Here is a 22,882-nt window from a genome sequence, read left to right as displayed (position 1 = left end):
GCGGGCCGGGCGGGGAAATCGCCGACTTCCCCGCCCGGCCCGCGTCATGTCGTGTTGCTCAGGGGTGCACGGCGCCGTGCCGCTCAGCGGGGCGGCCCGGCGCTCCTGCGGCGGCGCAGGGCCGTCAGGGCCGCGCCGGCCGCCACTCCCGCGCCGGCCCACAGCAGGCGCGGGCGGCGGGCCGCCCAGGCCTCGGGGGAACGCGGGTGGGAGCGGTCGTCGAAGGTGCCGTGCGTGCCGAAGTCCCGGCCGTCTTCGCCGTCGAGGGGGCGCCACAGGTTGTGCGGGCGCGCCCCGGGGTCCGGCTCGGCGGTCTGCTGGGCGGAGAACCCGGTGCGGGCGAGGTAGCGGTCCAGCAGTCCCGGCACGATCCGGTTGGCGATCACGGTGGCCAGGGCCCGGCCGCCCACGCAGTAGACGCGGCGCCCGGGGTGGCCGGCCGCGTGGACGATGGCGCGTGCGGCCACTTCGGGCTGGTAGATCGGCGGTACCGGCTGGGGGCGGTGCGGCAGCCGCGACAGGCCCCAGGCGAACTGCGGGGTGTTGACGGCGGGCAGCTGGACCACCGTCACCTTCACCCGGCTGCCCCGGTGCATCAGCTCGGTCCGCACGGCGGAGGTGAAGCCCTGGACCGCGTGCTTGGCGCCGCAGTACGCCGACTGGAGCGGGATGGCGCGTTCGGCGAGGACCGATCCGACCTGGACGATCGTGCCCGAGTCCCGGGGCAGCATCCGGTCCAGCGCGGCCCTGGTGCCGTGGACGTAGCCGAGGTAGGTGACCTCGGTGACGCGCCGGAACTCCTCGGGGCGGATCTCCTCGAACGGCGCGAAGACGGTGGTGAAGGCCACGTTCACCCAGACGTCGACGGGCCCGAAGACGGCTTCCACCCGGTCGGCGGCCGCGGCGACCTGCGCGGCGTCCGAGACGTCGGCGGGCAGCACGAGCGGGGTGCCGCCGGCCGCGGCCACCTCGCTGGCCACCGCTTCGAGTCCGGCGCGCCCGCGGGCTATCAGCGCCACCCGGTCGCCGCGCGCGGCGAACTCCCGGGCCGTGGCGCGGCCGACGCCGGCGCTGGCCCCGGTGACGACCACCGTCCGGTGCGGGCGGCGGGGGCGCTCACCGCCGGCCGTGTCCTTGGCCGCGTGCTTCCCGTACGGGCGCACTAGCGCGCCCCGGTCATGGCGTCGCCGAGCCTTCGCAGCAGCGGACGGTGCGGGCCCTCCGGCGCGCGCTCGCGCGCCTCGGCCATCCGTGCGCCGATGCCCTGCAGCTCCTTGCGGCCGACGGCCCGGCGGACTTCGGGGAACCAGTCGCCCTCCTCGGCCGCCATGTGCCGTTCGACGGCGTCCATCAGCACGCCGGCCTTGGCGTCGTAGGCCTCGTCCCCGGGGTCCATGCCGGCCAGTTCGCCCGCGAGGACGTCCGCGACGTGGTGTTCCTCGTGGAAGCCGAGCACGGCGGGTCCGGTCTGCGGCAGCAGCCTGCGGACCTGGGGGTACATGACCTCGTCCTCGATGTACGTGTGGACGCTCAGCAGGTGCAGCAGCCGCCCGACCGCCTCCGCCTTCGCGGCCGGGTCGGCGGCCGCGTGACGCGTCCCGGCCGGGGACGCGGCGCCGCCGTCGCCTGCGGCGCGGTAGGCGCGGATGAGCTTCCTGATCTGCCGGTGGTCCTCCCGGAGCATCACGATCGCGTCGGTGGACATGCTGGGCTCCCGTCCGCTCGTCGTCCCTGTGGTCGCGGGGGCCCGGCGGGCCGGACGGCGCCGACGGGCCCGATGCGGTGCGCCTGCCCGCCACGGCGGGGGCCATGCCCGGGCCGGGTGCTCTCACTTCTCGTCCGTGTGCCGCTCCCGCGCCCACAGCGGCAGCACGAACCAGCACAGCAGGTACCAGGCCACGACCCCGCCGACCAGGCACGGGACGAGGATGCCGCCGGTCGCCACCCGCAGGACGAGCAGGAGCGCGGAGGTGAGCGTGGCGAGCAGGAGCACCAGCCCGGCGAAGGTCAGCCGTGACGCCCAGACCACCGCCTCGGGTTTGATGCGGCGCCCGGAGACGATGCGGTGGAAGGAGACCGGGCCGATGAGCGCGCCCGCGGCCAGTGAGCCGGCGACCACCGTGGCGATGTAGATCGCCCGGTCGGTCTGCGACAGCCCCTGGAAGTGCTGGGTGAAGGCGACCGTGAGCAGGAAGCCGAAGAGGATCTGTACGCCCGTCTGGGCGACCCTGATCTCCTGCATCAGCTCCTGCCACCGCCGGTCGGCCCGCTCCTCGGCGCTCTCGTGCCGGCCCGGGTCGGCCCGGCGGTTCCCGCCGTCCGGGCGCGCGGAAGCGTCCCGCTCGTCCATTCCCGCCGTTCCTCCCGTGCGGCCTGAAGTGGTCCGCCCGCGTCTACCCGCGCGCCGCGCCCGCACACCCCCGGGGGAGGAGGACTGCGGGAACCGCGCCGGGGTAGGCGCGGGGCGTCCACGGCGAGGAGGCTCCCGACATGCGTGCGCGGAAGGACCGCGGGGACACCCCGGTCGAGCGGATCGAGGCCGGCGCGTACACCGTGCCGACCGACGCCCCCGAGGGGGACGGCACCCTGGCCTGGGACTCCACGACCGCGGTGGTCGTGGAGGTCTGGGGCGGCGGGCTGCGGGGCCTCGGCTGGACCTACGCCCCGGCGGCGGCCGCGGGGGTGGTCCGGGAGCTGCTGGCGGACGTGGTGGCGGGCCGCGACGCCTTGGGGGTGCCCGGGGTGCACGAGGCGATGTGCCGGGCGGTGCGCAACGCGGGACGGCCCGGGATCGCCTCGTGCGCGATCTCGGCGGTGGACGTCGCCCTGTGGGACCTGAAGGCCCGCCTGCTGGGGCTGCCGCTGGCGGACCTGCTCGGGACGGCCTGCCCGGAGGTGCCGGTGTACGGGAGCGGCGGGTTCACCACCGCGCCGGACACCCAGCTGAGGGCGCGGGTGGAGAGCTGGGTCCACGGGCTGCACATCCCGCGCGTGAAGATCAAGATCGGGCAGGACCGGGGCCGCGCCGTGGGCCGTGACCTGTCCCGCGTGGCGCTGGCCCGGGAGGTGGCCGGGCCCGGTGCCGAGCTGTACGTGGACGCCAACGGCGCCTACGCGCGGGGGCAGGCGCTGCGGGTGGGCCGCGAGCTCGCCGCGTACGGGGTGGTCTGGTTCGAGGAGCCGGTGTCCTCGGACGACCTGCCCGGGCTGCGGCTGCTGCGCGACCGGCTGGACTGCGACGTGGCGGCCGGCGAGTACGGCTACGACCTGCCGTACTTCGCCCGGATGACGCGGGCCGGGGCCGTGGACTGCCTCCAGGCCGACGCCACCCGCTGCGGCGGGATCACCGAGTGGCTGCGGGTGGCCGGGCTCGCCCGGGCGCAGGGGCTGGAGCTGTCGGCGCACTGCGCCCCGCACGTCCACGCCCATCCGGCGGCCGCCGTGCCGAACGTCCGGCACATCGAGTGGTTCGACGACCACGCCCGGCTGGAGCCGCTGCTCTTCGAGGGCGAGGGCCTGCTCGACCCGTCCGGGGGGACCGTGCGGCCGGGGGCCTCGGGGGCTCCCGGGCTGGGGCTGGCGCTGCGCGCGAGCGCGGTGGAGGAGTACCGGGTCGCCTGAGGCGAGGGGCGTAGGGCGGCCCCGTCCGGGTAGCCGCCCGTACAGCGAGAGGGGGTGAGCCCCACGGACCGCCGACCTGCCCGGCCCCGCGCCGGGAACCGCCACGTCCCCCGGCCGCTGCGGGACTACGTGCTGCTGGCCGACGGGGAGCGCGGCGCGCTCACCGGGCCGGAGGGGGACGTGGTGTGGCTGTGCGTGCCCGGCTGGGACGGTCCGGCGGTGTTCTCGGAACTGATCGGGGGCGCGGGCGCGTTCACGGTGTGCCCGCAGGAGTCCTGGAAGGTCTCGGGCGGTGCGTACGACGAGGGCTCGCTGATCTGGACCGCCCGCTGGACGCTGCCGGACGCCGTGGTGGAGTGCCGGGAGGCCCTGGCCGCCCCGGCCGAGCCGCACCGGGTGGTGGTGCTGCGCCGGCTCCGCGGGGTGACGGGCGCCGCGCGGATCTCGGTACGGCTGGCGGTGCGCGGGGAGTACGGCGGCGCGCCCGCGCCGGTGCTCCGGCGGGTCGGCGAGGGGCTGTGGGAGGGGGAGCGGGGCTCCCTGCGGGTGCGGCTGCGGGGGGTCCGCGCGGCGCGGACCGGGCCGGACGGGGAGCTGACCGCGCACGTGGACGTCCCCGGGGGCGGGGTGTGCGACCTGGTGCTGGAGATCGGGGACCGGCCGCTGGGCGAGCCGGCCGGCGCGGAGGCGGCGTGGCGGCGCACGGAGGCGTTCTGGGCGGCCGCCGTACCCTCCTGCGCCGGCCTGACGGCCGCCCGGGACGTCCGCCAGGCGTACGCCGTCCTCACCGGCCTCACCAGCCCGCGCACCGGTGCGATGGTGGCGGCGGCGACCACCTCCCTGCCCGAGCACACGGGCTCCGACCGGGACTACGACTACCGCTACGCCTGGCTGCGCGACCAGTGCTACGCGGGCCAGGCGGTGGCCGCGCACCGTCCGCACCCCCTGCTGGACGCCGCGGTGCACGTGGTCACGGAGCGGGTGCTCGCGGACGGGCCCGGCCTGCGGCCCGTGTACCGGACCGACGGCTCACCGGTTCCGCCCGAGCGGCGGCTGCCCCTGTGCGGCTACCCGGGTGCGGCGGACCGGATCGGCAACCGCGCCGGTTCCCAGTTCCAGCTCGACACCTTCGGGGAGGCGCTGGAGCTCCTCGCGGCGGCGGCCCGGCACGAGCGGCTGTCCGACGACGGGGTGAGGGCGGCGGCGGTGGCCGCGAAGGCCCTGGAGGAGTGCTGGGAGGAGCCGGACGCCGGACTGTGGGAGCTGGAGACGGCCTGGTGGACCCATTCGCGCCTGGTCGCGGTCACCGGGCTGCGCGCGGCGGCGCGGGAGATCGGCGGGGCGGCGGCGGGCCGCTGGTCCGACCTCGCGGACACGATCCTGCGCGTCACGCGGCGGCGCTGCCTGCACCCTTCGGGCCGCTGGCAGCGCTCCGCCTCGGACCCCGGCCCCGACGCGGCCCTGCTGCGCCCCCTGGCCTCGGCGTACTGGCCGGGCGCGGGTTCCGTCGCCTCGGCCACCCGGGAGGCGGTGGCGCGGGAGCTGGCGGTGGACGGGTTCGTGTACCGGTTCCGGCAGGGGGACGGCCCCCTGGGCGAGGCCGAGGGCGCCTTCCTGCTGGGCGGGTTCCTGATGGCCTCGGCCTGCCTGGCGCAGGGCATGCCGGTGGCGGCGGGACGCTGGTTCGAGCGCACCCGCACGGCGGTGGGCCAGGCCGGGCTCTTCGCCGAGGAGTACGACGTCAGGGGCCGCCGGCTGCGCGGCAACCTGCCCCAGGCGTTCGTGCACGCGCTGCTGCTGGAGAGCGCGGTACGGCTGGACGCCGCGACGGCGGGCTGAGCGGGCACACCCCCGGCCCGATGGCCGGATCTGACAGAACCTGGTCATTGCGGCCATCGGCCGGGGGCGAAATGATCGGCGCATGCCCCCACCGCACAGGATCCTCATCGTCGCCTTCCCCGGCTGCGAACTGCTCGACGTCACGGGCCCCGCCGAGGTGTTCTCGGTCGCCGCGCGCGTCGCCGGCCCGGGCCGGCCCGGCTATGAGGTGCGGGTCGCGACGCCCGGCGGAGGGCCGGCCGTCACCTCCGGCGGCATCCGCCTGATGGCCGACCTGGCGCTGGAGGAGGCGGACGGAGCCGTGGGCACGCTGCTCGTGTCGGGCGCGGTCGAGGTGGCCGGGAGCGGTGCCGAGCCGGTGCTGGACGAGGCGGTCGTCGAGTGGCTGCGCGGGGCGGCGCCCCGGGCGGGGCGCGTGGGCTCGGTGTGCGCGGGCGCCCACCTGCTGGCCGCGGCGGGGCTGCTCGACGGGCACGCCGCGACGACCCACTGGCTGACGGCCGCCCGGCTGGCCGCCGACCATCCGCGCGTCGACGTCGACCCGGACCCGATCTTCATCCGGTCCGGCCGGGTGTGGACCTGCGCGGGGATCACCTCGGGCCTGGACATGGCGCTGGCGATGGTCGCGCAGGACCACGGCCGCGAACTCGCCCTCACCACGGCCCGGATGATGGTCATGTACGTCAAACGCCCGGGCGGGCAGAGCCAGTTCAGCGTGCCCCTCGCGGTCCCGGACGCCGACGGCGACGACGACCGGATCGACGGGCTACGGCGGTGGATCGGCGAGCACCTCACCGAGGACCTGTCGGCCCAGGCTCTGGCCGCACGGCTGCACCTCAGCGTCCGCCACTTCTCACGGCTCTTCCGCCGGCGCACCGCCACCACACCGGCCGCGTACGTGGAGTCCGCCCGTCTGGAGGAGGCCCGCAGGCTCCTCCAGGAGGGCGACCACGGCCTGCCGGAGGTCGCCGCCCTCAGCGGCCTCGGCTCCGTGGAGAGCCTCCACCGGGCCTTCCGGCGCCGCCTGGGCACCACCCCCGCCGCATACCGGCGCCGCTTCCGCTGACCCCCACGCCCTCACCCGAAAGGACCCACGTGTCCCGCACCACCACGATCATCCCCATCCCCGTCCTGGGCCGGCACGGGATCAACGCCTACCTGCTGCTGGGCCGCCGGCCCGTGGTCGTCGACGCCGGCACGCCCGGCAGCGGCCGCAGGATCCACGACGCGATCGCGGCGCACGGGGTCGACCCGGCCGACCTTTCGCTGATCGTCCTGACCCACGGCCACATCGACCACTTCGGCTCCGCCGCCGAGCTGCGGCGGCTGACCGGCGCCCCGATCGCGGGCCACGTGGCCGACCTCGGACCGTTCCGCACCGGCCGGGTCCGCACCCCGTACCTGCCCACCGGCCCGATGGGCCGCCTCATGGCCCGCAACGCCAAACTGCACGAGCGGGCCGAGCCGTTCGAACCCGACCTGCTCGTACGCGGCGAGACGGACCTGGCCGGCCACGGCGTCGCGGCGCGCATCATGCCCACGCCCGGGCACACCGCCGGATCAGTCTCGGTCCTCACCGAACAGGGCGACCTCGTCGCGGGCGACCTGATCGCCAACTCCTTCATGGGCCTCATCCCGGGCAAGCCGGCCAACCCGCCCTTCCACGACGACCCCCTGGGCAACCTCGCCAGCCTGAACCGGATGCTCGACCTGGGCCCCACCCGGCTCCACGTCGGACACGGCAGCCCGCTGGAGCCCGAACGGGTCCGCCGCTGGGCCGCCCGGGAGCGGCGACGGCTCTCCCGCCTCCACACCGCCGGCCGGCTCCGCACCCGCCCGGCGGACGGCTGACGCCCCCTCATATGACACCTCGGCGGCCGCCGTCCGGTAGCGGCCTCAGAGGGTGTGGCGGACGCGGAAGCGGGCCGGGTCCGCCGGGTCCCGGTCCGCGACCTGGAGCGGGGCCCACGTCCACTGCCGGACGCCGATGCCCGGTACACGGGAGAACCGGATCCGCCCCCGCGTGCCCTCGACGCTGACGTGCGGCCAGGCCGCGGCCGTGCGCGCCCGGTCGTCCGTACCGTGGGAGCGCAGCACCTCGGCGAGGACGGCGACCGTGTCGTATCCCTCGAAGGCGACGAAGGAGGGCGCCTCGCCGAGCCGTTCGCGCAGGGCGGCTTCGACCCGTGCGCCGAGCGGGCCGAGTCGTGCGGGCAGGTAGCGCAGGAAGGGGACCCCGGCGCCGTCCCCGCCCAGCAGCGTCGCCCATTCGGCGAACTCGGGCTGCCCGGCGGGCGCGCCGATCATGACGTCGGCGAGGCGGGGGTCGCGGCGGACGGCCCGGACCAGCGGGACCGCCGGTTCGGGGTGGCCGGCCAGGAGCAGGAGCGCGGTGGCGCGGTGGGCGAGGAGTTCCCCGCACACGGCTTCCGGGGTGAGCGTGCGCAGGTCCAGTTCGACGAGGGTGGCGCCCCGGGGTGCGAGGTGGTCGCGCAGGATGCGGGTCCCGGAGGCCCAGTAGACGCTCGGGTCGGCCGCGACGGCGATACGGGTGTGGCCCGCGCCGAGGAGGAAGTCCGCATAGGCGCGCCAGCCCCGGGACTGCGCCGGGGCCAGGCGCGCGACCCATTCCGTCGGCCCTTCGGTGAGCTCGTCGAGGACCGCCGACGAGCAGAGGAACGGCAGGCCCACGGCGTCGGCCCGGGCCGCGGCGGCACGGGCGACCACGCTGTGGTACTCCCCCGCCAGGGCGGCCGCCCCCAGCTCCGCCAGTTCGTCCACCGCCGCCTCGGCGCGCGCCGGGTCGGCCGCGGTGTCCCGTACCGCCAGTTCGAGCGGACGCCCGGCGATCCCGCCGGCGCCGTTGACCTCGTCGGCGGCCAGCCGCAGGCCGGCGAGCAGGTGCCGGCCCGCCTCGGTCCAGCCGGGCCGGGTCAGCGGGACGAGGGCGCCGATCAGGACGGATGCCCCGCCGGCCGGCGGCGTTCCGGGCGTCGACGGCGGCGTGTTCATGCGGTGGCCTCTCCCATGCCGGCCATTGCACACAGCGCGGCCGCCGCCGGGCAACCGGATTTCCGCCGGACGGACGCCGGCCGGCACCGGACCGGTCGGCGCCGGGCCGGCCAGCACCGTGGCGCACCGGTTCGGGCGGGCCGTGGCGGTACCGGGCTACCGTGCCGTCATGGACCTCTTCTCACGCTCCTGGACGGCCCTGCTGGCGGCGGTCGCCGGGCTCCCCGACGAGGACTTCGAAAAGCCGTCCGGCTGCGCCGGCTGGCTCGTGCGGGACCTGGTGTGCCACCTGGTCATCGACGCCCAGGACGTCCTGATCACCCTGGTCACGCCGGCCGCGGCCGAACCGACCGTGGACGCGACCACCTACTGGAAGCTCGTCGACCCGCCGACGGGCGAGGACCCGCTCGACGCGCTCGTCCCCCGGCTGGCGGCGGCCTACGGCGAGCCGCGTTGGCTCAAGTTCCACCTCGACGACGTCGGTTCGGCCGCCGGCCGGGCGGCCGCGCTCGCCGACCCGGGGAGCCGCGTCGGCACTCAGGGCGAGGTGCTGACCGTCGCCGACTACCTGTCGGCCTACGTCATGGAATGGACCCTGCACCACCTCGACCTGATCGCGCACCTGCCGTCCGCCCCTCCCCCGCCCGCCGAGACCCTCGCGGCGGCCCGGACGGCCCTGGAGCGGATCGCCGGCGCCCCCTTCCCCGCCTCGCTGCCCGACCGGGACGCGCTCCTGGTCGGCACCGGCCGCCGCGCGCCGGACGCCGAGGAACGGGCGGCCCTGGGCGGCCTCGCGGCGAGGCTCCCCCTGGTGCTCGGCTGAGGAGGGCGCGATCGACGTGAAGGCGACGGCCCCGGCCCCCGTTCCGGAGGGGAGCGCCTCCTAAGCCGTGGGCGAGAGGGGGCCTTCAGGGGCGCACTCCTCGGCTCCCTGGCGGGTGTCGATCTCGGTGCGTCGCATGAACCTCTCCCACCCGTCGGTGGCGCGGGCGCGCAGGGCGCGGCCCGGGGCTCCGGGGTCGGGCTCCTGGGCGTCGAAGGCCCGGCCGCTGGCGCCGGGCTTCCTTCGGGGCAGTGCGGGGGTGCTGGACATGCGTGTCGCTCCTCTCCGACGGGGACGCAACGGGCCGGCGGCCGGGCGGTGACCGTGGCCGGTGACCCCGTTGCGGGGGAGCACTTCCGGAACGGGTGGCCGGATCCGGGGTGCGGTGACCACCTTCGCTGCCGGACCGCCGATCAATCAATGCCCGCGTCCGGCCTGATTCGGCGTCACGGCCGTGCCCGGCCCCGCCCCGTGGCGGTGAGCCCGTAATCGGCCAGCTCGATGTCCCCGGCCTTGGCGAACTGCGCCGCGAGCAGGGGGCGCATCGGCCAGCGGGTCATCGAGCGCATCGAGAGGTCACGCAGCCGGATGCCGAGCCGGCCCGACGGCGCGTACCCGGCGGCTCCGCCGGGCGGCAGTTCCTGGGCCCGGGTCACGTACGGGCGCATGACCTCGTCGTAGCGCGGGAAGGCCACGGTGTGGTCCCCGCCGGCCGCCGCGAGTTCCCCGGCCAGGACGTAGGCGCCGACCAGGGCCAGGCTGGTGCCGAGGCCGGTCAGCGGGGTGGCGCAGTACCCGGCGTCGCCGAGCAGCGCGACGCGGCCGCGCGTCCAGCCGTCGAGGCGGACCTGGCCCATGGAGTCGAGGAAGAAGTCCGGGGCGGTGCGCATCGCCCGCAGCAGGCGCGGGGCCTCCCAGCCGACGCCGGCGAAGCGCCGGGCGACGAGCTCCCGCCCGGCGTCGGGGTCGCGGCGGTCGTACGCGAGCGGGGGCGAGCGGAAGCTGAAGCCGGCCTTGATCTCGCCGGGGAGCCGGCCGGGCCGCGCGGAGGCGACCAGTCCGCCGGGGGCGTTGTGCATCAGGTACCAGCCGTCGAGGTCCAGCCCGTGGTCGACGGCGGTGAACCAGGCCGTGTAGAGGCCGAGCGGGCGGACGAGGTCGTGTTCGGGGCCGAAGGCCAGCGCGCGCACGGCGGAGTGCGGGCCGTCCGCGCCGACGACGAGCGCGAACCGGCGGGGCGCCGCCTTCTCGAAGGTGACGGTGACCCCGTCCCCTCCGGCGGCCTGTGCGATGCCGGTGACGGTGTCGTCGAAGAGGTACTCGGTGTCCGGCAGGGTGGCCTCGTACAGCAGCCGGGCGAGGTCGCCGCGCAGGATCTCGATCTCGGAGACGATCCCCTCGCCGCCGAAGGCGTCGGCGGGCACCCGGGCCGTGGTCCGGCCGGAGGAGTCGACGAGGGCGAGACCGCGCTGGTCCACGCTCAGCTCCCTGGCCCGGCCCATCAGGTCCATCCGTTCGATCACGGTACGGCCGGCGCCGCGCAGGTCGACGGTCTGGCCGCCCGGCCGGGGCTGCGGCGCGCGCTCCACGACGGTGACCGCGAAGCCCGCCCTGCGTAGCCAGTACGCCAGCGCGGGCCCTGCGATGCCGGCGCCGCTGATGAGTATCTCCTGATTCGCCATAGGGGGAATGTACGCCGTACGCCAGCTGATACACAACCGTCTAAGTGCCGCCAGTTCAGGCTTCCTTGCCCAAGGCCGCACTAGTGCAGCACCCTACCGTGAGGCTCTCCCCCACCGGCTCGCCCTGTCCTGCGGCTAGGATGACCGGCATCCAGGTGCACTAGTGCGGAGGGGGTGGGCGGTGGGCGAGCGGGCGGTACCGCGCTACAGCCGGATCGTCGCGGAGCTGCGGCAGCGGATCGAGGCGGGCGAACTGGCGCCGGGCGACCGCGTGCCGTCCACCCGCGAGATCACCCGGCAGTGGGGCGTCGCCATGGCGACCGCGAGCAAGGTGCTCGCCGAGCTGCGCCAGGAGGGCCTCGTCAAGGCCGTGCCGGGCGTCGGGACCGTGGTCGCCGCGCCCAGCCGCCCGGCGCGCGCCGCCGCCCGGCCCGCCGGGGCCGCCGCCCGCCCCCAGGGCCCGTCCGACGGGACGGCCCCGCTGGCGCTCGGGCGGATCGTCGCCACCGCCGTCGCGGTCGCCGACGCGGAGGGGCTGGCCGCCGTGTCGATGCGCCGGGTCGCCGCCGACCTGGGGGTGGCGCCCATGTCGCTGTACCGGCACGTCGCCGACAAGGACGACCTGCTGACGCGGATGATGGACGGGGTCATGGCGCGCCATCCGCTGCCGGCCGAGCCTCCGCCGGGCTGGCGGGAGGCCGTCGAACTGGCGGCGCACCGGCTCTGGGAGCTGTTCCGCCGCCACCCGTGGCTCGCGCCCGCCCTGTCGATGACCCGCCCGCAGATCATCGCCTCGGCACTGCCGTACAGCGAGTGGATGCTGGCCACCCTCGTGAAGCACGGCCTCGACGAGCAGTCGGCCTTCACCGCGCACCTCACGCTGCTCAACTACGCCCGGGGGGTCGCCGTCAACCTGGAGGCGGAGCGGGAGGCGGAGGCCCACAGCGGCCTGGACAGCGAGGAGTGGATGGACCATCAGGAGCCGCGGTTGCACGAGGTCCTGGACACCGGCCGGTTCCCGGCGCTCGCCCGCCTGGCGACGGCCGGCTACGACTTCGACCTGGACGCCCTCTTCGAATTCGGCCTGCAACGCCTCCTGGACGGCCTCGCCGCACTGCTCGACCCTGCCCCGGCCCCCGGCGGCTGAACGGGGGGCTCGCAAGCACCCCGCCCCCGTGGGACCGGACGGGGGACACGGCGGCGGCGCTGAACGGCGGGCCCCGGCGGGGCGGTGAGGATCGGGGCATGGGCTTCGTGGTGCCGGTCGTCTTCGCGCTGTTCGCGGCGTTCAGCAACGCGCTCGCGACGGTGCTCCAGCGGCGGGCCTCCCTGACCGTGCCGCGGAGCGAGGGCTTCCGGTTCGGGCTGGTCCTCGACCTGCTGCGGCGGCCCCTGTGGCTCGGGGGGATCCTGGCGGTGATCGCGGCCGGGGCCGGGCAGGCCGCGGCGCTGGCCACGGGCGCGCTGTCGCTCGTCCAGCCCCTGTTCGTGCTGGAGCTGCCGCTGGCGCTGCTGATCGCCTCGCTGGTGACGCGGACCCGGCTCCCGGGAGCGGTGTGGCTCGCGGTGGCGATGGTGGTGGCGGGTCTCGGGGTGCTCCTGGTGGCCGCCTCGCCCACGGGGAACCGTACGCACGTCCCGCTCGACCGGTGGGCACTGGCCCTGCCCGCGTGCGCGGGCGCGGTGGCCGTCCTGGCCGCTGCCGGGCTGCGGCGCCCGCCCGGGCGGATGCGGGCCGGCTGCCTGGGCGCGGCCACCGCCGTCTGCTACGCGCTCACCGCGGCCCTGATGAAGTCGGCCGTGCACACCCTGGGCGCGGGCGGGATCGGGGCGTTCCTGACGGTCTGGGAGACGTACGCCTTCGGCGCGAGCGGCATCTGCGCCGTCCTCCTGCTGGAGCACGCCATGCAGGGCGGCCCCCTGGTCGCCTCCCAGCCGGCCCTGACCCTGGGCGACGCCGGGGTCAGCGTCGCCCTGGGGGTCCTGCTGTACGAGGAGCACCTGCGCGCCCACTGGTGGCTCCTGCCCCAGTCGCTGGGCCTGGCCGTGATCTGCGCCGGCGTCCTGTCCCTGGCCCGTTCCGGCGCGGGGACGGAGGCGGGTGCCACCTGAGGCCGTTCACAGCGCGACGAAGATGACCGCCGCCGCCCTCCCGTTCCGTACGAGGGCGTTCCACCGGCTCTCCGCCGCCACCGGGGGCTGCGGGGGCGGCACATGGGCCGGGGCGGGGGCCGTGGGGAGGGAGGTGCTGCCGGAGCCGGGCAGGCGGGAGGCCGCGAACACGCCGGGGGACACGCGCACGGCTCCCGCTTCCATGGCGGCGGCGAGGAGGGAGACACGGTGGATCTGGCTCATGACGGGCTCCTTGGAACACAAGGCGGGGTGCGGGGTGCCGGGGCTGTTCCGGCGGTCCCGGGGAGGAAGCGCCCTGGCCGGCGGCTCCTGCGGGTATCCCATTGAGCCGTGCGGGGCGGGGTCGGGTCACGTCCCTGGGGTTCGGGGCTTGACGGCCGTCCGGGTGACGTGCGGGGGGTGGCGGGCCGTGCCACGCTGGGCGCAGGTGCCGGGCTTCCCGGCCGGGGCCGCGGCGAACGGAGTGTGCCGTGGGACATCCGATGCGCGGTGGGGGGCTGTGGCGGCGTGCGGGGGCCGGGCTGGCCGCGCTGCTGCTGGTGGCGTCCGGGTCGGGTGCCGTCGCCCGCGCCGGTCAGGCTCCCGCGCCCGCGCCTCCTCCGCCGCCGCCTTCTCCGTCCGGTGCAGGGGACCTCGCCCGGCTCGACCCGCGGATCTCGGAGATCATGCGCAAGCCGGAGTACCGGCACGCCCAGTGGGGACTGCTGCAGACCGGGCCCGGGGACGGGCGGGTGGTGCACTCGATGTTCCCGGGGCAGTTCTTCATCCCGGGTTCCACGGCCAAGCTGTTCTCGGTCTCCGGCACCTGGCGGACCCTGGGTACGGACCACCGGTTCGTGACCCCCGTCTATGCCGTCGGCGAGGTCGAGGGGGGCACGCTGACGGGGGACCTCGACCTCGTCGCGCAGGGCGACCTCACCCTCGGCGGGCGGACCCGGCCCGACGGGACCGTCGCCTACACCGACCTGGACCACACCTACGCGAACGACTTCCCCGGCGCCACCCTCACCCCGGAGAACCCCCTCGCCGGGATCGACGAACTGGCCCGGCAGGTGCGCGCGTCGGGGATCACCCGCGTGGACGGGGACGTGGTCGTGGACGATCGGCTGTTCGCCGCCGACCCGGTGCTCGACCCCACGCCGACCCCGCTGATCGTCAACGACAACCTGATCGACCTGCTGACCACCCCCGGGGACCGGCCCGGCGGCGCCGCCCGGCTGGACTGGCGGCCGCGGGTGGCCCCGTACCGGGTGACGTCGACGGTGAGGACCGTGGCGGCCGGAGGGCCGACGGCGGTCACCGTCACGGCCGACGAGGGCGGCACCCGCATCCGGCTGTCCGGCACCATCGCCGCCGGCGCCAGGCCCCTGCTGCGGACCTCCCCCGTCACGGACCCGGCCGCCTTCGGCCGGACCGCCCTCATCGAGGCGCTCGGCCGGGCCGGAGTACGGGTCGGCGCCGCCGCGACGGGCGCCGACCCCGTCGGCCGGCTGCCCCGCGACTACCGGGGGCGGCAGGGCGTGGCCGCGTACACCTCACCCCCGTACGCGCAGTACGCGAAGCTGATCCTCAAGGTCAGCCACAATCTGGGGGCCAACCTGGGCATCTGCCTGATGGCCGTGACCGCCGGCAGCGGCCAGTGCGCGGACGGCTTCCCCGTGCTGGCGCGCTTCCTCGACCGGGCGGGCGTCGACCGCGCCCAGGTCGAGCTCATGGACGGGCGCGGCGGGAACCCCAACGACCGGGCCACCCCGCAGGCGCTGGTGGAGATGCTGGCGTACTGGCAGCGCGGCCCGGACGCCCGGCTCTTCCGCGAGGCCCTGCCGGTCCTGGGCGTCGACGGGCTGCTGGCCGAGAACTGCCGCGACTGCCCGGCGCGCGGGAAGGTGTTCGCGAAGACCGGCGCGGCGGTGGGCGGGGACGAGCTGAACGGCCGGCTCGCCGTCGGGGCCATCACGATCGCCGGCTACCTGGAACGGGGCGGGGGCCGCTTCGACACGTTCTACGCGGGCGTGAACGGGGCGTCCACGCCGACCACCGACCCCGCCGGGGTCATCTCCATCGCCGACGACCTCGCCCGCGTCGCCGCCTACCTCCAGGAAGCCCCCGGGGAGCGGTGAGGCGGCTCAGGCGCTCACCCGGGCGAAGAAGGCTGCGAGGTTCCCGGCGGTCCGCTCGGCCCTCTCCTCCATGGTGAGGGTCTCGTGGAGCCGGGCGTACGGGCCGGCCTCCTTGATGCCCCGTACGTACAGCGAGCAGGCGAGGTCGTCGCATATGTACACGCCGACCGAGTTGCCCTGCTGCCCGGCCTTGCCCGCCTTCGCCGCGACCATCAGGGAGACGCCCCCGTCATGGGTGGTCAGGCAGATCGTGCACATGCTGCGCCGCATCTGCACCGCGCCCGCGGAGGGGCGGCGCAGGACGAGGGCCCGGGCCCGGCCGTCGGCCTCGGTCACCAGGTAGGCGCGGCCCGGGGACTGGGGGTCACGCCAGCCGAGGTAGTCGAGGTCGTCCCAGGGGCGGTCGGCCAGGTCGCGCGGGACGGACAGGCGCTTGGCCTCGCCCTTGGTGCAGTTGACGAAGGCCGCGCGGATCTCTTGCTCGGTCAGTGGCTTCATGGGGAGCACGCTAATTTGCCTAAAAGTTTTAGGCAAACGCATAATCCCTTCAGGCAAGGGGGCGGCGGACGACGAGGGACTGCGAGGGAAGAGGCGTGGGACGCATCGGGTTGACCACGGACCGCCTGGTGCGGGCCGGGGCGGAGCTGGCCGACGAGGTCGGCTTCGGGCAGGTGACCGTCTCGGCGCTCGCCCGGCGGTTCGGCGTCAAGGTCGCGAGCCTGTACTCGCACGTCCGCGACTCCCGGGACCTGAAGGCGCGGATCGCCCGGCTGGCCCTGGAGGAGCTCGCCGACCGGGGTGCCTCGGCGCTGGCCGGGCGCGCGGGCCGGGACGCCCTGACCGCACTGGCGAACGTCTACCGCGACTACGCCCGCGAGCACCCCGGCCGCTACGACGCCTCCCGGTTCCGGCTCACCCCCGAGGAGGCGGCCTCCAGCGCGGGCCCCCGGCACGCGGAGATGATGCGGGCGGTCCTGCGCGGCTACGACCTGGCCGGCCCGGACCAGACCCACGCCGTCCGCCTCCTGGGCAGCGTCTTCCATGGCTACGTCAGCCTGGAGCTGGCCGGAGGCTTCAGCCACAGCGCCCCCGACTCACAGGAGAGCTGGTCATGGACCCTCGACGCCCTCGACACCCTGCTGCGCGGACGGACGGCGGTATGACCTCCCGCGCCGCCGCTCCCCTCACGACGCCCGTGACCGCGGACCTGCTGCGCGGGGCCCTCGACACCGAGGCCACCGGGCGCGGCCTGCTGCCGCACCGGCTGCCGGCCCGGGCCCGGGCGCAGAACACCGACGGGCAGCTGGCCATGGCCGAGTCCCAGCCCTCGGGCGTACGGCTGGTCTTCCGCAGCGCGGCGACCGTCGTCGAGCTGGACACCGTGCCCGTCAAGCGGGACTACGCGGGCGCGCCGCCCCGCCCGGACGGCGTCTACGAGCTCTTCGTCGACGCCCGGCCCGCGGGCCGGGCGAGCGCGGAGGGCGGGGACACCCTGACCCTCGACCCGGCCACCGGCCGCGCCGAGCGCCGGACCGGACCGCCGGCCACCCTGCGCTTCACGGGTCTGCCCGGCCGGACGAAGGAGGTGGAGATCTGGCTGCCGCACGACGAGACGACCGAGCTCGTCGCCCTGCGCACCGACGCCCCCGTCCACCCCGCACCGGCCGGCGACCGCAGGGTGTGGGCGCACCACGGCAGTTCCATCAGCCAGGGCTCCGGCGCCGCGCACCCGACGGGCACCTGGCCGGCCCTCGCCGCCTCCCTCGGCGGGGTGGAGCTGGTCAACATGGGCCTGGGCGGCAGCGCGCTGCTCGACCCGTTCACGGCGCGCGCCCTGCGCGACACCCCGGCCGACCTGATCAGCGTCAAGGTGGGCATCAACCTGGTCAACACCGACCTGATGCGGCTGCGCGCCTTCGGACCCGCCGTCCACGGCTTCCTCGACACGATCCGCGAGGGGCACCCGGACACCCCGCTGCTGGTCGTCTCCCCCCTCCTGTGCCCCATCCACGAGGACACCCCCGGCCCGACGGCCTTCGACACGGCCGCGCTCAGCGAGGGGAGGCTGCGCTTCCGCGCCACGGGAGACCCGGCCGAGCGCGCCGCCGGAAAGCTGACGCTCCGCGTCATCCGTGAGGAACTGGCGCGGATCGCGGGGCAGCGGGCGGCCGGCGACCCGCACCTGTACCACCTCGACGGCCGCGCGCTCTACGGCGAGGCCGACGCCGCCGAACTCCCCCTGCCCGACGCCCTGCACCCGGACGCCGCCACCCACCGGCGCATCGGCGAGCGCTTCGCCCGGCTGGTCTTCGGCCCGGACGGCTTCTTCGGGGAGGGGAACGCTCAGCGCCGGCAGGTGTAGTGGGTGAGGCGGGAGCGGGCCTCCTTCTCGGAGATCCCGAGTCCGGTGCCGATGGACTCCCAGGACAGGTCGTCGGCCTCGGCGATGTAGGCGGCGTCGCGGGCGACGCTCCGGGTGACGCGCTCCAGTGCGGCCACGGCCTTGAGCGCGGCCACCGGCGCCTGCCCGGCCAGGTTGTTCAGCTGGTCCTCCACGCGTTCCAGGAGGTCGGCCAGCTCGGAGGGGAGCGGGACGGTGCGGGCCTCGACCTCGTCGAGGTGGCGTTCCCAGTCGCCGCGGGGCCCCTCGATGACCGGCTCGTACAGGCCCGCGGAGTCGTCGTCGCGCCCGATCGGGTAGTGCGCGGCGCCGCGCCAGCCGCACGCGCACGCGGCGCGCGCGGCGGCGGCCCGGGGGCGGTCCGGGCCGCCGCCGTAGGCCCACCACTCCCGCGTCTCGCGGAGCCCGGACCCGCTGCCCGGGTCCAGACGGACCGGGCCGGGCTCGGTCCCGTCCGCCAGGAGTGCGCCGGCCCAGCCCTCGTGCGAGGCCCCGAACTCCTCCGCCGTCCACCCCATACCCACTCCCCGTCAGCCGTCCCCTGCGGCCGTCCCGCCGGGGCGGCGGCCGTTTGCTCTCGCCCCACAATGCCCACATCCGGGACGGGCCAAGCGGCGCGTGGCGGACGGTTCGCGGCGCGCGGGGGCGCACCGCGAACCGTGCGCCCCGGTCAGCGCGTGCGCGGTACGTGCTGGGTGACGCAGTGGACCCCGCCGCCGCCCCAGGCCAGGATCCGGGCGGGCGTGCCGACGACCTGACGGCCGGGGAAGAGCGGCCGGAGCCGGTCGAGGGCCGGGCCGTCCGCCGCCTCCCCGGACAGCGGGACGATCACCTGGGAGGCGGTCAGGTAGTAGTTGGTGTAGCTGAAGGTCTCGACCAGGAGGCCGTTCTGGCGGAAGTGCGGCTGCTGTTCCATCTCCACCAGTTCGAAGCGGCGTCCGCAGGCGTCGGTGGCCGCTTCCAGGACCGCCTTGTTCGCGGCCATCCGGGCGTGGTTGGGGCTGCCGGTGTCGGGCTGGGTGTGCAGGAGGATGCGGGCCGGGCCGAGGTAGGCGGCGACGAGGTCGACGTGGCCGTTGGTGATGACGTCGCCGGCGAGCCCGTACGGGAGCCAGATGAGCTTGGTCGCCCCGTAGGCGGCGAGCAGGGTGGCCTCGATCTGCTCGCGGGTCATGCCGGGGTTGCGGTTGGGGTTGAGCAGGCACTCCTCCGTGGTGACGAGGGTGCCCTGGCCGTCGGTGATGACCGACCCGCCCTCCAGGACCATCGGGACGTCACGGCGCGGTACGCCGAGCCGCTCGCAGACCCCGACGGGCAGCAGGTCGTCCTTGTCGTAGGGGTACTTGCCGCCCCAGCCGTTGAAGCCGAAGTCGAGTCCGATGCGGCGGGTCTTCGCGGCGTTGAGCGCGAAGACGGGGCCGGTGTCGCGCGTCCAGCAGTCGTTGACGGGGTATTCGACGACGGTGACCGCGGGGCCGCACAGGGCTCGCGCCTCGTCGGTGTGCCCCGGCTCGGCGAACATCAGGACCGGTTCGCAGGCCCCGATGGCCCGGGCGATGCCGGCGATCTCGCCCTGCACGTCGGGCAGCAGGGAGCCCCAGCCGTCCGTACGGTCCCAGGGCCAGGACATGACGCAACAGGAGTGGTCCTCCCATTCGGCGGGCGCCGTGTACTTCTCGGCGGAGGCCGCGGAGGTTCCGGCCGTTTCGGCGGCGAGGGCGCGGCCGGCGAGCAGGGTCGCGGCCGTGGCGGACAGGGCGGCGGCGCCGAAGCCCCGCCGGGTCATGGATGGCAGGTGCATGACATATCTCCTGAAGGGGTGGGTGGATGGAGACGGGCGGACGGACGGGGCCGGCCTGGGCGGGCCGGGCCGGCCCCCGGGGGGAAGGGTCAGGCCCCGGAGGGACGCGGCGACGCCGGCTCCAGGGCCCGGAGCTTCTCCTGGGGGCGCCGGACCAGCAGGTAGAGCAGGCCGGCCGAGATGACCGCGCCGGTGCCCAGCAGGCCGGCCCAGACCTGGTACCAGGGGGCGCCGGGCGGGGCCAGGATCGCCCGCGGCCAGCAGACGTTGGCCACCTCGAAGCCGGTCCAGAGCACGGCGAGCACGTTGAGGAAGGTGCCCCTGCGGCCCAGCCGGATGTGCCCCGACGGCACCCAGGTGCCGCGCAGCCGGGCGATGAGCGCGGCGAGGGAGACCAGGAAGAACGGCAGGAACGTGGCGGCGGTGCCGAAGGCGATCAGGCTGCCGATGGCGGTGGCGTTCAGGCCCAGCAGCAGGGCGCAGCAGCTGACCGCGGTGGAGGCCACGAGGCCGCCGATGGGGGCCTGGCGGCGGTTGACCTTGCGCACGTGGCGGGAGAGGGGGAAGACCCCGTCGCGGGCGAGGGAGTAGACGCCGCGGGCGGCGCCGCCCTGGGAGGCCATGGCGCAGGCGAGGAACCCGACCAGGACGACGAGGACGAAGGGCTTGTCGGACCAGGAGCCGAAGGAGGTGACCACGGCGGTGGTCACCGGGTCGAGGTCCTGGCCGGCGACGACGGCGGCCGGGTCGGGGTGGGCGAGGGCCACCGCCATGGCGTTGAGGATCACCACGGTGCCGACGCTCAGCAGCGCCCACCACATGGCGCGCGGCACCTGCCGGCCGGCGTCCTTGGTCTCCTCGGCGGTGGAGACACAGGCGTCGAACCCGATGAAGCCCCAGCCGGCGACGGCGAGGACCGCGAGGAAGGCCATCACGGTGGAACCGCCCGACAGCCCCTCGGCGCCGAGGGTCTCGGTGAAGAGGGAGAAACCGTGCTTGCGGAAGAAGAGCAGCAGGCTGAAGCCGACCAGGACCGAGGCCACCGCCTCGGCGGCGATGCCCAGGGAGACGAAGAGGCTGAGGATCCTGATGCCGAAGGCGTTGACCGCCGTACAGGCCAGCAGGATGGCCGCGGCCACCGCCACCATCACGGCGGGGGTGGGCGTGATCCCGAAGAGGGCGAAGACCCAGGGTGCGGCCAGATAGGAGACGGTCGTGTTGCCGAACATGACGGCGAACTGCCACACCCAGCCGCTCATCCAGCCGAAGGAGGGCCCGAGCAGGCGGCGCCCCCACTGGTAGGGGCCGCCGGCGAGGGGCCACTGGGAGGCCAGTTCGGAGTAGACGTTGACGACCAGGCACTGGCCGATCAGGACGACGGGCAGCGCCCACACCCAGGCGGGGCCGGCGATGGTCGTGCCGACCATGGATACCGCGTACAGCGCGACGACGGGCGAGACCACGGCGAATCCCATGGCGATGTTCCCCAGGACACCGAGGCTGCGGCGCAGCTCCTGCCGGTAGCCGAGGTCGCTCAGCCGGGCGGCGTCGCCGTCCGCGTCCTGAGGGGTGACGGTGGCGGGTCTGCCGCCGGTGGAGGGTTGTGACACGTGGCACCTCGGAGGGGCGGGGGGAGCCGTCCGGCGTCCCCGGCGTACTCCCCGAACTAAATCTAACCTTGTTAGGTAACGGGGTTGCGGGGACGTTAACGCGCCTCCGACCTCTTGGGAAGACCTGCCGGCGGGTAACCTTTCGCCGAAAGAGGGGGAGTGCCACCGTGGGCCGACCGAGCCAGCCGCTGCTGAGCCGCGCGATCATCGCGCGCGCCGCACTGGAACTGCTCAACGAACAGGGCCCGGACGCGCTGAAGATGCGCGCGCTCGCCGACCGGCTCGGGGTGCGGGGCGCCTCGCTCTACCACCACGTCGCGTCGAAGGACGACCTGCTGGACGCGGCGTCGGAGCTGCTCAACGACGAGATCGACCTCGGCCCGCTCCAGGACCCCCAGTGGCGCCGGGGAGTCGCCGAGTACGCCCGGGGCTACCGCCGGGTGTACCTCCGCCACCCGCACATGATCGCCCTGGTGGCCCGCCGCCGGGTCGAGGCCGACCGGGCGCTGCGCGGCTACGACGCCCTGCTGGGCACCCTGGTCCGGGCGGGCTGCACACCCGCCGGGGCGGCCGAGGCGGCGGCGGCCCTCGACTACCTGGTCCTCGGCTCCGCTCTGGAGACGTTCACGGCGGGCTTCACCCGCACCCCGGACGACTACCGCCCGCGCTACCCGGCCCTGGCCGACTCCCTCGCCGGGGCGGACACCCTCCCCGGCGGCCTCGCCGCCCTGGACGACCGCGGCTTCGAACTGGGCCTGCGCCTCCTCCTGGACGGCCTGGCCGCGGGGCCGGCGGCAACCGCCTAGTCGGGCCGTACCGTGCGGGGGCCGGCGCACTCGGCGCCGTGGGCGCGGACCCGGTCGCGCAGCGCGCGGTCCGCGGTGACCACCGTGCAGGGGCGGCCGGCGCACGCGGCGGCGAGCTGCACGATGAGGTCGTCCCCGCTGCCGGACGCGGACTCGACCCGCACCCCGGGCACGGACTCGACGCCCCGGGCCGCCCCCTCGACGACGAGGATGACCTCCTCGCCGCCCTCCCGCCCCGCGAGCCGGTCCCGCAGCCGCTCCGCGGCGCCCTTCCGGTCCCGCCACCACCCGTCGGGCACGGACCCGACGACGTTGGCGGCGTCGACGATCAGCACCGGGCGCACACTCATGCCGCGATCCTCCCACACCCCGTCAGCTGGTTCCGGCGGCCCCGGCACGGTACGAAGTCCCCTGTGAAACATCAGACCCACAGCCCGACCGTCCGCGTGTTCATCGCCCTCGCCCCGCCCGACGACGCCAAGCAGGAGCTGGAGCGGGAGCTCGCGGCCGCCTACGCGGCGTACCCGCGCATGCGGTGGAACCGGATCGAGGACTGGCACATCACGCTGGCCTTCCTCGGCGAGCTCCCGGTCGCGACCGTGCCCCGCCTCCACGGGCCGCTCGCCGCGCTCGCCGCGATACGCCGGCCCCTGCGGCTGGCGCTGCGCGGCGGGGGCCACTTCGACGAGCGGGTGCTGTGGACCGGGATCGACGGGGAGGTCGAGGAACTGCACCGGCTCGCCTCCGAGGTCCGCTCCCTCGTCACCGGGTGCGGCATCCCCTACGAGGGCCGGCCGCTGCGCCCCCATCTGACGCTCGCCCGCTCCCGCCGCAGCGACACCGCGAGCGTCACGGAGGCCGCCGCCGGGCTCGGGACGTTCTCCGGCCGCTCCTGGCACACCGGGCGGCTGCACCTGGTCGGCAGCAACATCGGGCGCGGCCCCGGCCCGATCCACTACCGCGACATCGAGTCGTGGGCGTTCGGGGGCGGGAACTGAGCACCTGACCGGGAAACTCGTGTGCGATCCACCCGC

At 75.8% G+C, this 22,882-nt stretch carries 24 protein-coding genes; 12 read left to right on the top strand and 12 right to left on the bottom strand.

All coding sequences use genetic code 11. The features are described from left to right. Positions 1-83: 83 nt before the first annotated feature. From ABT403_RS01965 to ABT403_RS01955, 3 genes are all read right to left on the bottom strand, one after another. A complete protein-coding gene (locus tag ABT403_RS01965) occupies positions 84-1,091 on the bottom strand; it encodes an SDR family oxidoreductase (RefSeq protein WP_344168383.1) in 1,008 nt (335 codons plus the stop codon). A 71-nt stretch (positions 1,092-1,162) separates the two neighbouring features. Further along, entirely contained in the window at positions 1,163-1,705 is a 543-nt protein-coding gene (locus ABT403_RS01960) for a hemerythrin domain-containing protein (RefSeq protein ID WP_344167062.1), read from the bottom strand. A 123-nt stretch (positions 1,706-1,828) separates the two neighbouring features. Beyond that, positions 1,829-2,350, bottom strand: a complete 522-nt coding sequence (locus ABT403_RS01955) for a DUF6328 family protein (protein WP_344167064.1) — start codon at positions 2,348-2,350, stop codon at positions 1,829-1,831. Positions 2,351-2,490: 140 nt separating this feature from the next. On the opposite strand from ABT403_RS01955, the gene ABT403_RS01950 reads away from it, so the two are divergent. From ABT403_RS01950 to ABT403_RS01935, 4 genes are all read left to right on the top strand, one after another. Then, positions 2,491-3,621, top strand: coding sequence for an enolase C-terminal domain-like protein (locus tag ABT403_RS01950; RefSeq protein WP_344167066.1), 1,131 nt, complete (start codon positions 2,491-2,493; stop codon positions 3,619-3,621). 54 nt (positions 3,622-3,675) lie between these two features. Further along, positions 3,676-5,460 (top strand): glycoside hydrolase family 15 protein, encoded by a 1,785-nt coding sequence (locus ABT403_RS01945; protein ID WP_344167068.1) that lies wholly within the window; start codon positions 3,676-3,678, stop codon positions 5,458-5,460. An 82-nt stretch (positions 5,461-5,542) separates the two neighbouring features. Beyond that, positions 5,543-6,526, top strand: coding sequence for a GlxA family transcriptional regulator (locus ABT403_RS01940; RefSeq protein WP_344167070.1), 984 nt, complete (start codon positions 5,543-5,545; stop codon positions 6,524-6,526). Between the two features lie 29 nt (positions 6,527-6,555). After that, a complete protein-coding gene (locus ABT403_RS01935) occupies positions 6,556-7,311 on the top strand; it encodes an MBL fold metallo-hydrolase (RefSeq protein ID WP_344167072.1) in 756 nt (251 codons plus the stop codon). Positions 7,312-7,356: 45 nt separating this feature from the next. On the opposite strand, the gene ABT403_RS01930 is transcribed toward ABT403_RS01935, so the two are convergent. Beyond that, entirely contained in the window at positions 7,357-8,472 is a 1,116-nt protein-coding gene (locus tag ABT403_RS01930; protein ID WP_344167074.1) for an ABC transporter substrate-binding protein, read from the bottom strand. A gap of 169 nt (positions 8,473-8,641) precedes the next feature. Between ABT403_RS01930 and ABT403_RS01925 the strand changes: the two genes are divergently transcribed. Continuing rightward, positions 8,642-9,295 (top strand): maleylpyruvate isomerase N-terminal domain-containing protein, encoded by a 654-nt coding sequence (locus ABT403_RS01925; RefSeq protein WP_344167076.1) that lies wholly within the window; start codon positions 8,642-8,644, stop codon positions 9,293-9,295. A 60-nt stretch (positions 9,296-9,355) separates the two neighbouring features. Here ABT403_RS01925 and ABT403_RS01920 read toward each other — a convergent pair whose 3' ends face one another. Together ABT403_RS01920 and ABT403_RS01915 are read right to left on the bottom strand one after the other, a co-directional pair. Next, positions 9,356-9,565 carry a hypothetical protein gene (locus ABT403_RS01920; RefSeq protein WP_344167078.1) on the bottom strand — a complete coding sequence of 70 codons (210 nt, stop codon included), beginning with the start codon at positions 9,563-9,565 and terminating at the stop codon, positions 9,356-9,358. A gap of 176 nt (positions 9,566-9,741) precedes the next feature. Next, complete coding sequence (locus ABT403_RS01915) at positions 9,742-10,977, bottom strand: FAD-dependent monooxygenase (RefSeq protein WP_344167080.1); 1,236 nt, start codon at positions 10,975-10,977, stop codon at positions 9,742-9,744. A gap of 181 nt (positions 10,978-11,158) precedes the next feature. Between ABT403_RS01915 and ABT403_RS01910 the strand changes: the two genes are divergently transcribed. Together ABT403_RS01910 and ABT403_RS01905 are read left to right on the top strand one after the other, a co-directional pair. Next, positions 11,159-12,124 (top strand): TetR/AcrR family transcriptional regulator C-terminal domain-containing protein, encoded by a 966-nt coding sequence (locus ABT403_RS01910; protein ID WP_344167082.1) that lies wholly within the window; start codon positions 11,159-11,161, stop codon positions 12,122-12,124. A gap of 98 nt (positions 12,125-12,222) precedes the next feature. Then, positions 12,223-13,089 (top strand): DMT family transporter, encoded by an 867-nt coding sequence (locus ABT403_RS01905; RefSeq protein WP_344167084.1) that lies wholly within the window; start codon positions 12,223-12,225, stop codon positions 13,087-13,089. A 6-nt stretch (positions 13,090-13,095) separates the two neighbouring features. On the opposite strand, the gene ABT403_RS01900 is transcribed toward ABT403_RS01905, so the two are convergent. Next, on the bottom strand, positions 13,096-13,332 hold the full coding sequence (locus tag ABT403_RS01900) for a hypothetical protein (RefSeq protein WP_344167086.1): 237 nt from the start codon (positions 13,330-13,332) through the stop codon (positions 13,096-13,098). 248 nt (positions 13,333-13,580) lie between these two features. On the opposite strand from ABT403_RS01900, the gene dacB reads away from it, so the two are divergent. Next, positions 13,581-15,230 carry a D-alanyl-D-alanine carboxypeptidase/D-alanyl-D-alanine endopeptidase gene (gene dacB / locus ABT403_RS01895; protein ID WP_344167088.1) on the top strand — a complete coding sequence of 550 codons (1,650 nt, stop codon included), beginning with the start codon at positions 13,581-13,583 and terminating at the stop codon, positions 15,228-15,230. A gap of 6 nt (positions 15,231-15,236) precedes the next feature. Here the strand turns inward: dacB and ABT403_RS01890 are convergent, their stop codons facing one another. Next, positions 15,237-15,728 carry an FBP domain-containing protein gene (locus ABT403_RS01890; protein WP_344167090.1) on the bottom strand — a complete coding sequence of 164 codons (492 nt, stop codon included), beginning with the start codon at positions 15,726-15,728 and terminating at the stop codon, positions 15,237-15,239. A 95-nt stretch (positions 15,729-15,823) separates the two neighbouring features. Here ABT403_RS01890 and ABT403_RS01885 point away from each other — a divergent pair, with 95 nt between their 5' ends. After that, a complete protein-coding gene (locus ABT403_RS01885; RefSeq protein ID WP_344167092.1) occupies positions 15,824-16,393 on the top strand; it encodes a TetR/AcrR family transcriptional regulator in 570 nt (189 codons plus the stop codon). Then, the gene (locus ABT403_RS01880; protein ID WP_344167094.1) at positions 16,390-17,592 is read left to right on the top strand and encodes a GDSL-type esterase/lipase family protein; all 1,203 of its coding nucleotides are present in this window, start codon (positions 16,390-16,392) and stop codon (positions 17,590-17,592) included. Before ABT403_RS01885 ends, ABT403_RS01880 begins: the two co-directional genes overlap by 4 nt. Here ABT403_RS01880 and ABT403_RS01875 read toward each other — a convergent pair. From ABT403_RS01875 to ABT403_RS01865, 3 genes are all read right to left on the bottom strand, one after another. Further along, positions 17,574-18,149 carry a hypothetical protein gene (locus ABT403_RS01875; protein WP_344167096.1) on the bottom strand — a complete coding sequence of 192 codons (576 nt, stop codon included), beginning with the start codon at positions 18,147-18,149 and terminating at the stop codon, positions 17,574-17,576. The genes ABT403_RS01880 and ABT403_RS01875 overlap by 19 nt on opposite strands. A 152-nt stretch (positions 18,150-18,301) precedes the next feature. After that, positions 18,302-19,432 carry an agmatine deiminase family protein gene (locus ABT403_RS01870; protein ID WP_344167098.1) on the bottom strand — a complete coding sequence of 377 codons (1,131 nt, stop codon included), beginning with the start codon at positions 19,430-19,432 and terminating at the stop codon, positions 18,302-18,304. Between the two features lie 89 nt (positions 19,433-19,521). Continuing rightward, entirely contained in the window at positions 19,522-21,042 is a 1,521-nt protein-coding gene (locus ABT403_RS01865) for an APC family permease (protein ID WP_344167100.1), read from the bottom strand. Between the two features lie 167 nt (positions 21,043-21,209). Here ABT403_RS01865 and ABT403_RS01860 point away from each other — a divergent pair, with 167 nt between their 5' ends. Beyond that, positions 21,210-21,848: a TetR/AcrR family transcriptional regulator gene (locus tag ABT403_RS01860; RefSeq protein ID WP_344167102.1), complete on the top strand. Its 639-nt coding sequence runs from the start codon at positions 21,210-21,212 to the stop codon at positions 21,846-21,848. Here ABT403_RS01860 and ABT403_RS01855 read toward each other — a convergent pair. After that, entirely contained in the window at positions 21,845-22,198 is a 354-nt protein-coding gene (locus ABT403_RS01855; RefSeq protein ID WP_344167104.1) for a PIN domain-containing protein, read from the bottom strand. The two genes, ABT403_RS01860 and ABT403_RS01855, sit on opposite strands and share 4 nt — an antisense overlap. Positions 22,199-22,261: 63 nt before the next feature. Here ABT403_RS01855 and thpR point away from each other — a divergent pair, with 63 nt between their 5' ends. Further along, positions 22,262-22,846: an RNA 2',3'-cyclic phosphodiesterase gene (gene thpR / locus ABT403_RS01850; protein WP_344167106.1), complete on the top strand. Its 585-nt coding sequence runs from the start codon at positions 22,262-22,264 to the stop codon at positions 22,844-22,846. The last annotated feature ends 36 nt before the right edge of the window (positions 22,847-22,882 follow it).

It is taken from the genome of Streptomyces sp. NPDC000075, assembly GCF_040301925.1.
Taxonomy (GTDB): Bacteria; Actinomycetota; Actinomycetes; order Streptomycetales; family Streptomycetaceae; genus Streptomyces; species Streptomyces polychromogenes.
Note: the sequence above shows the minus strand (reverse complement) of the source record. Positions and strands in the feature narration are given on the sequence as shown.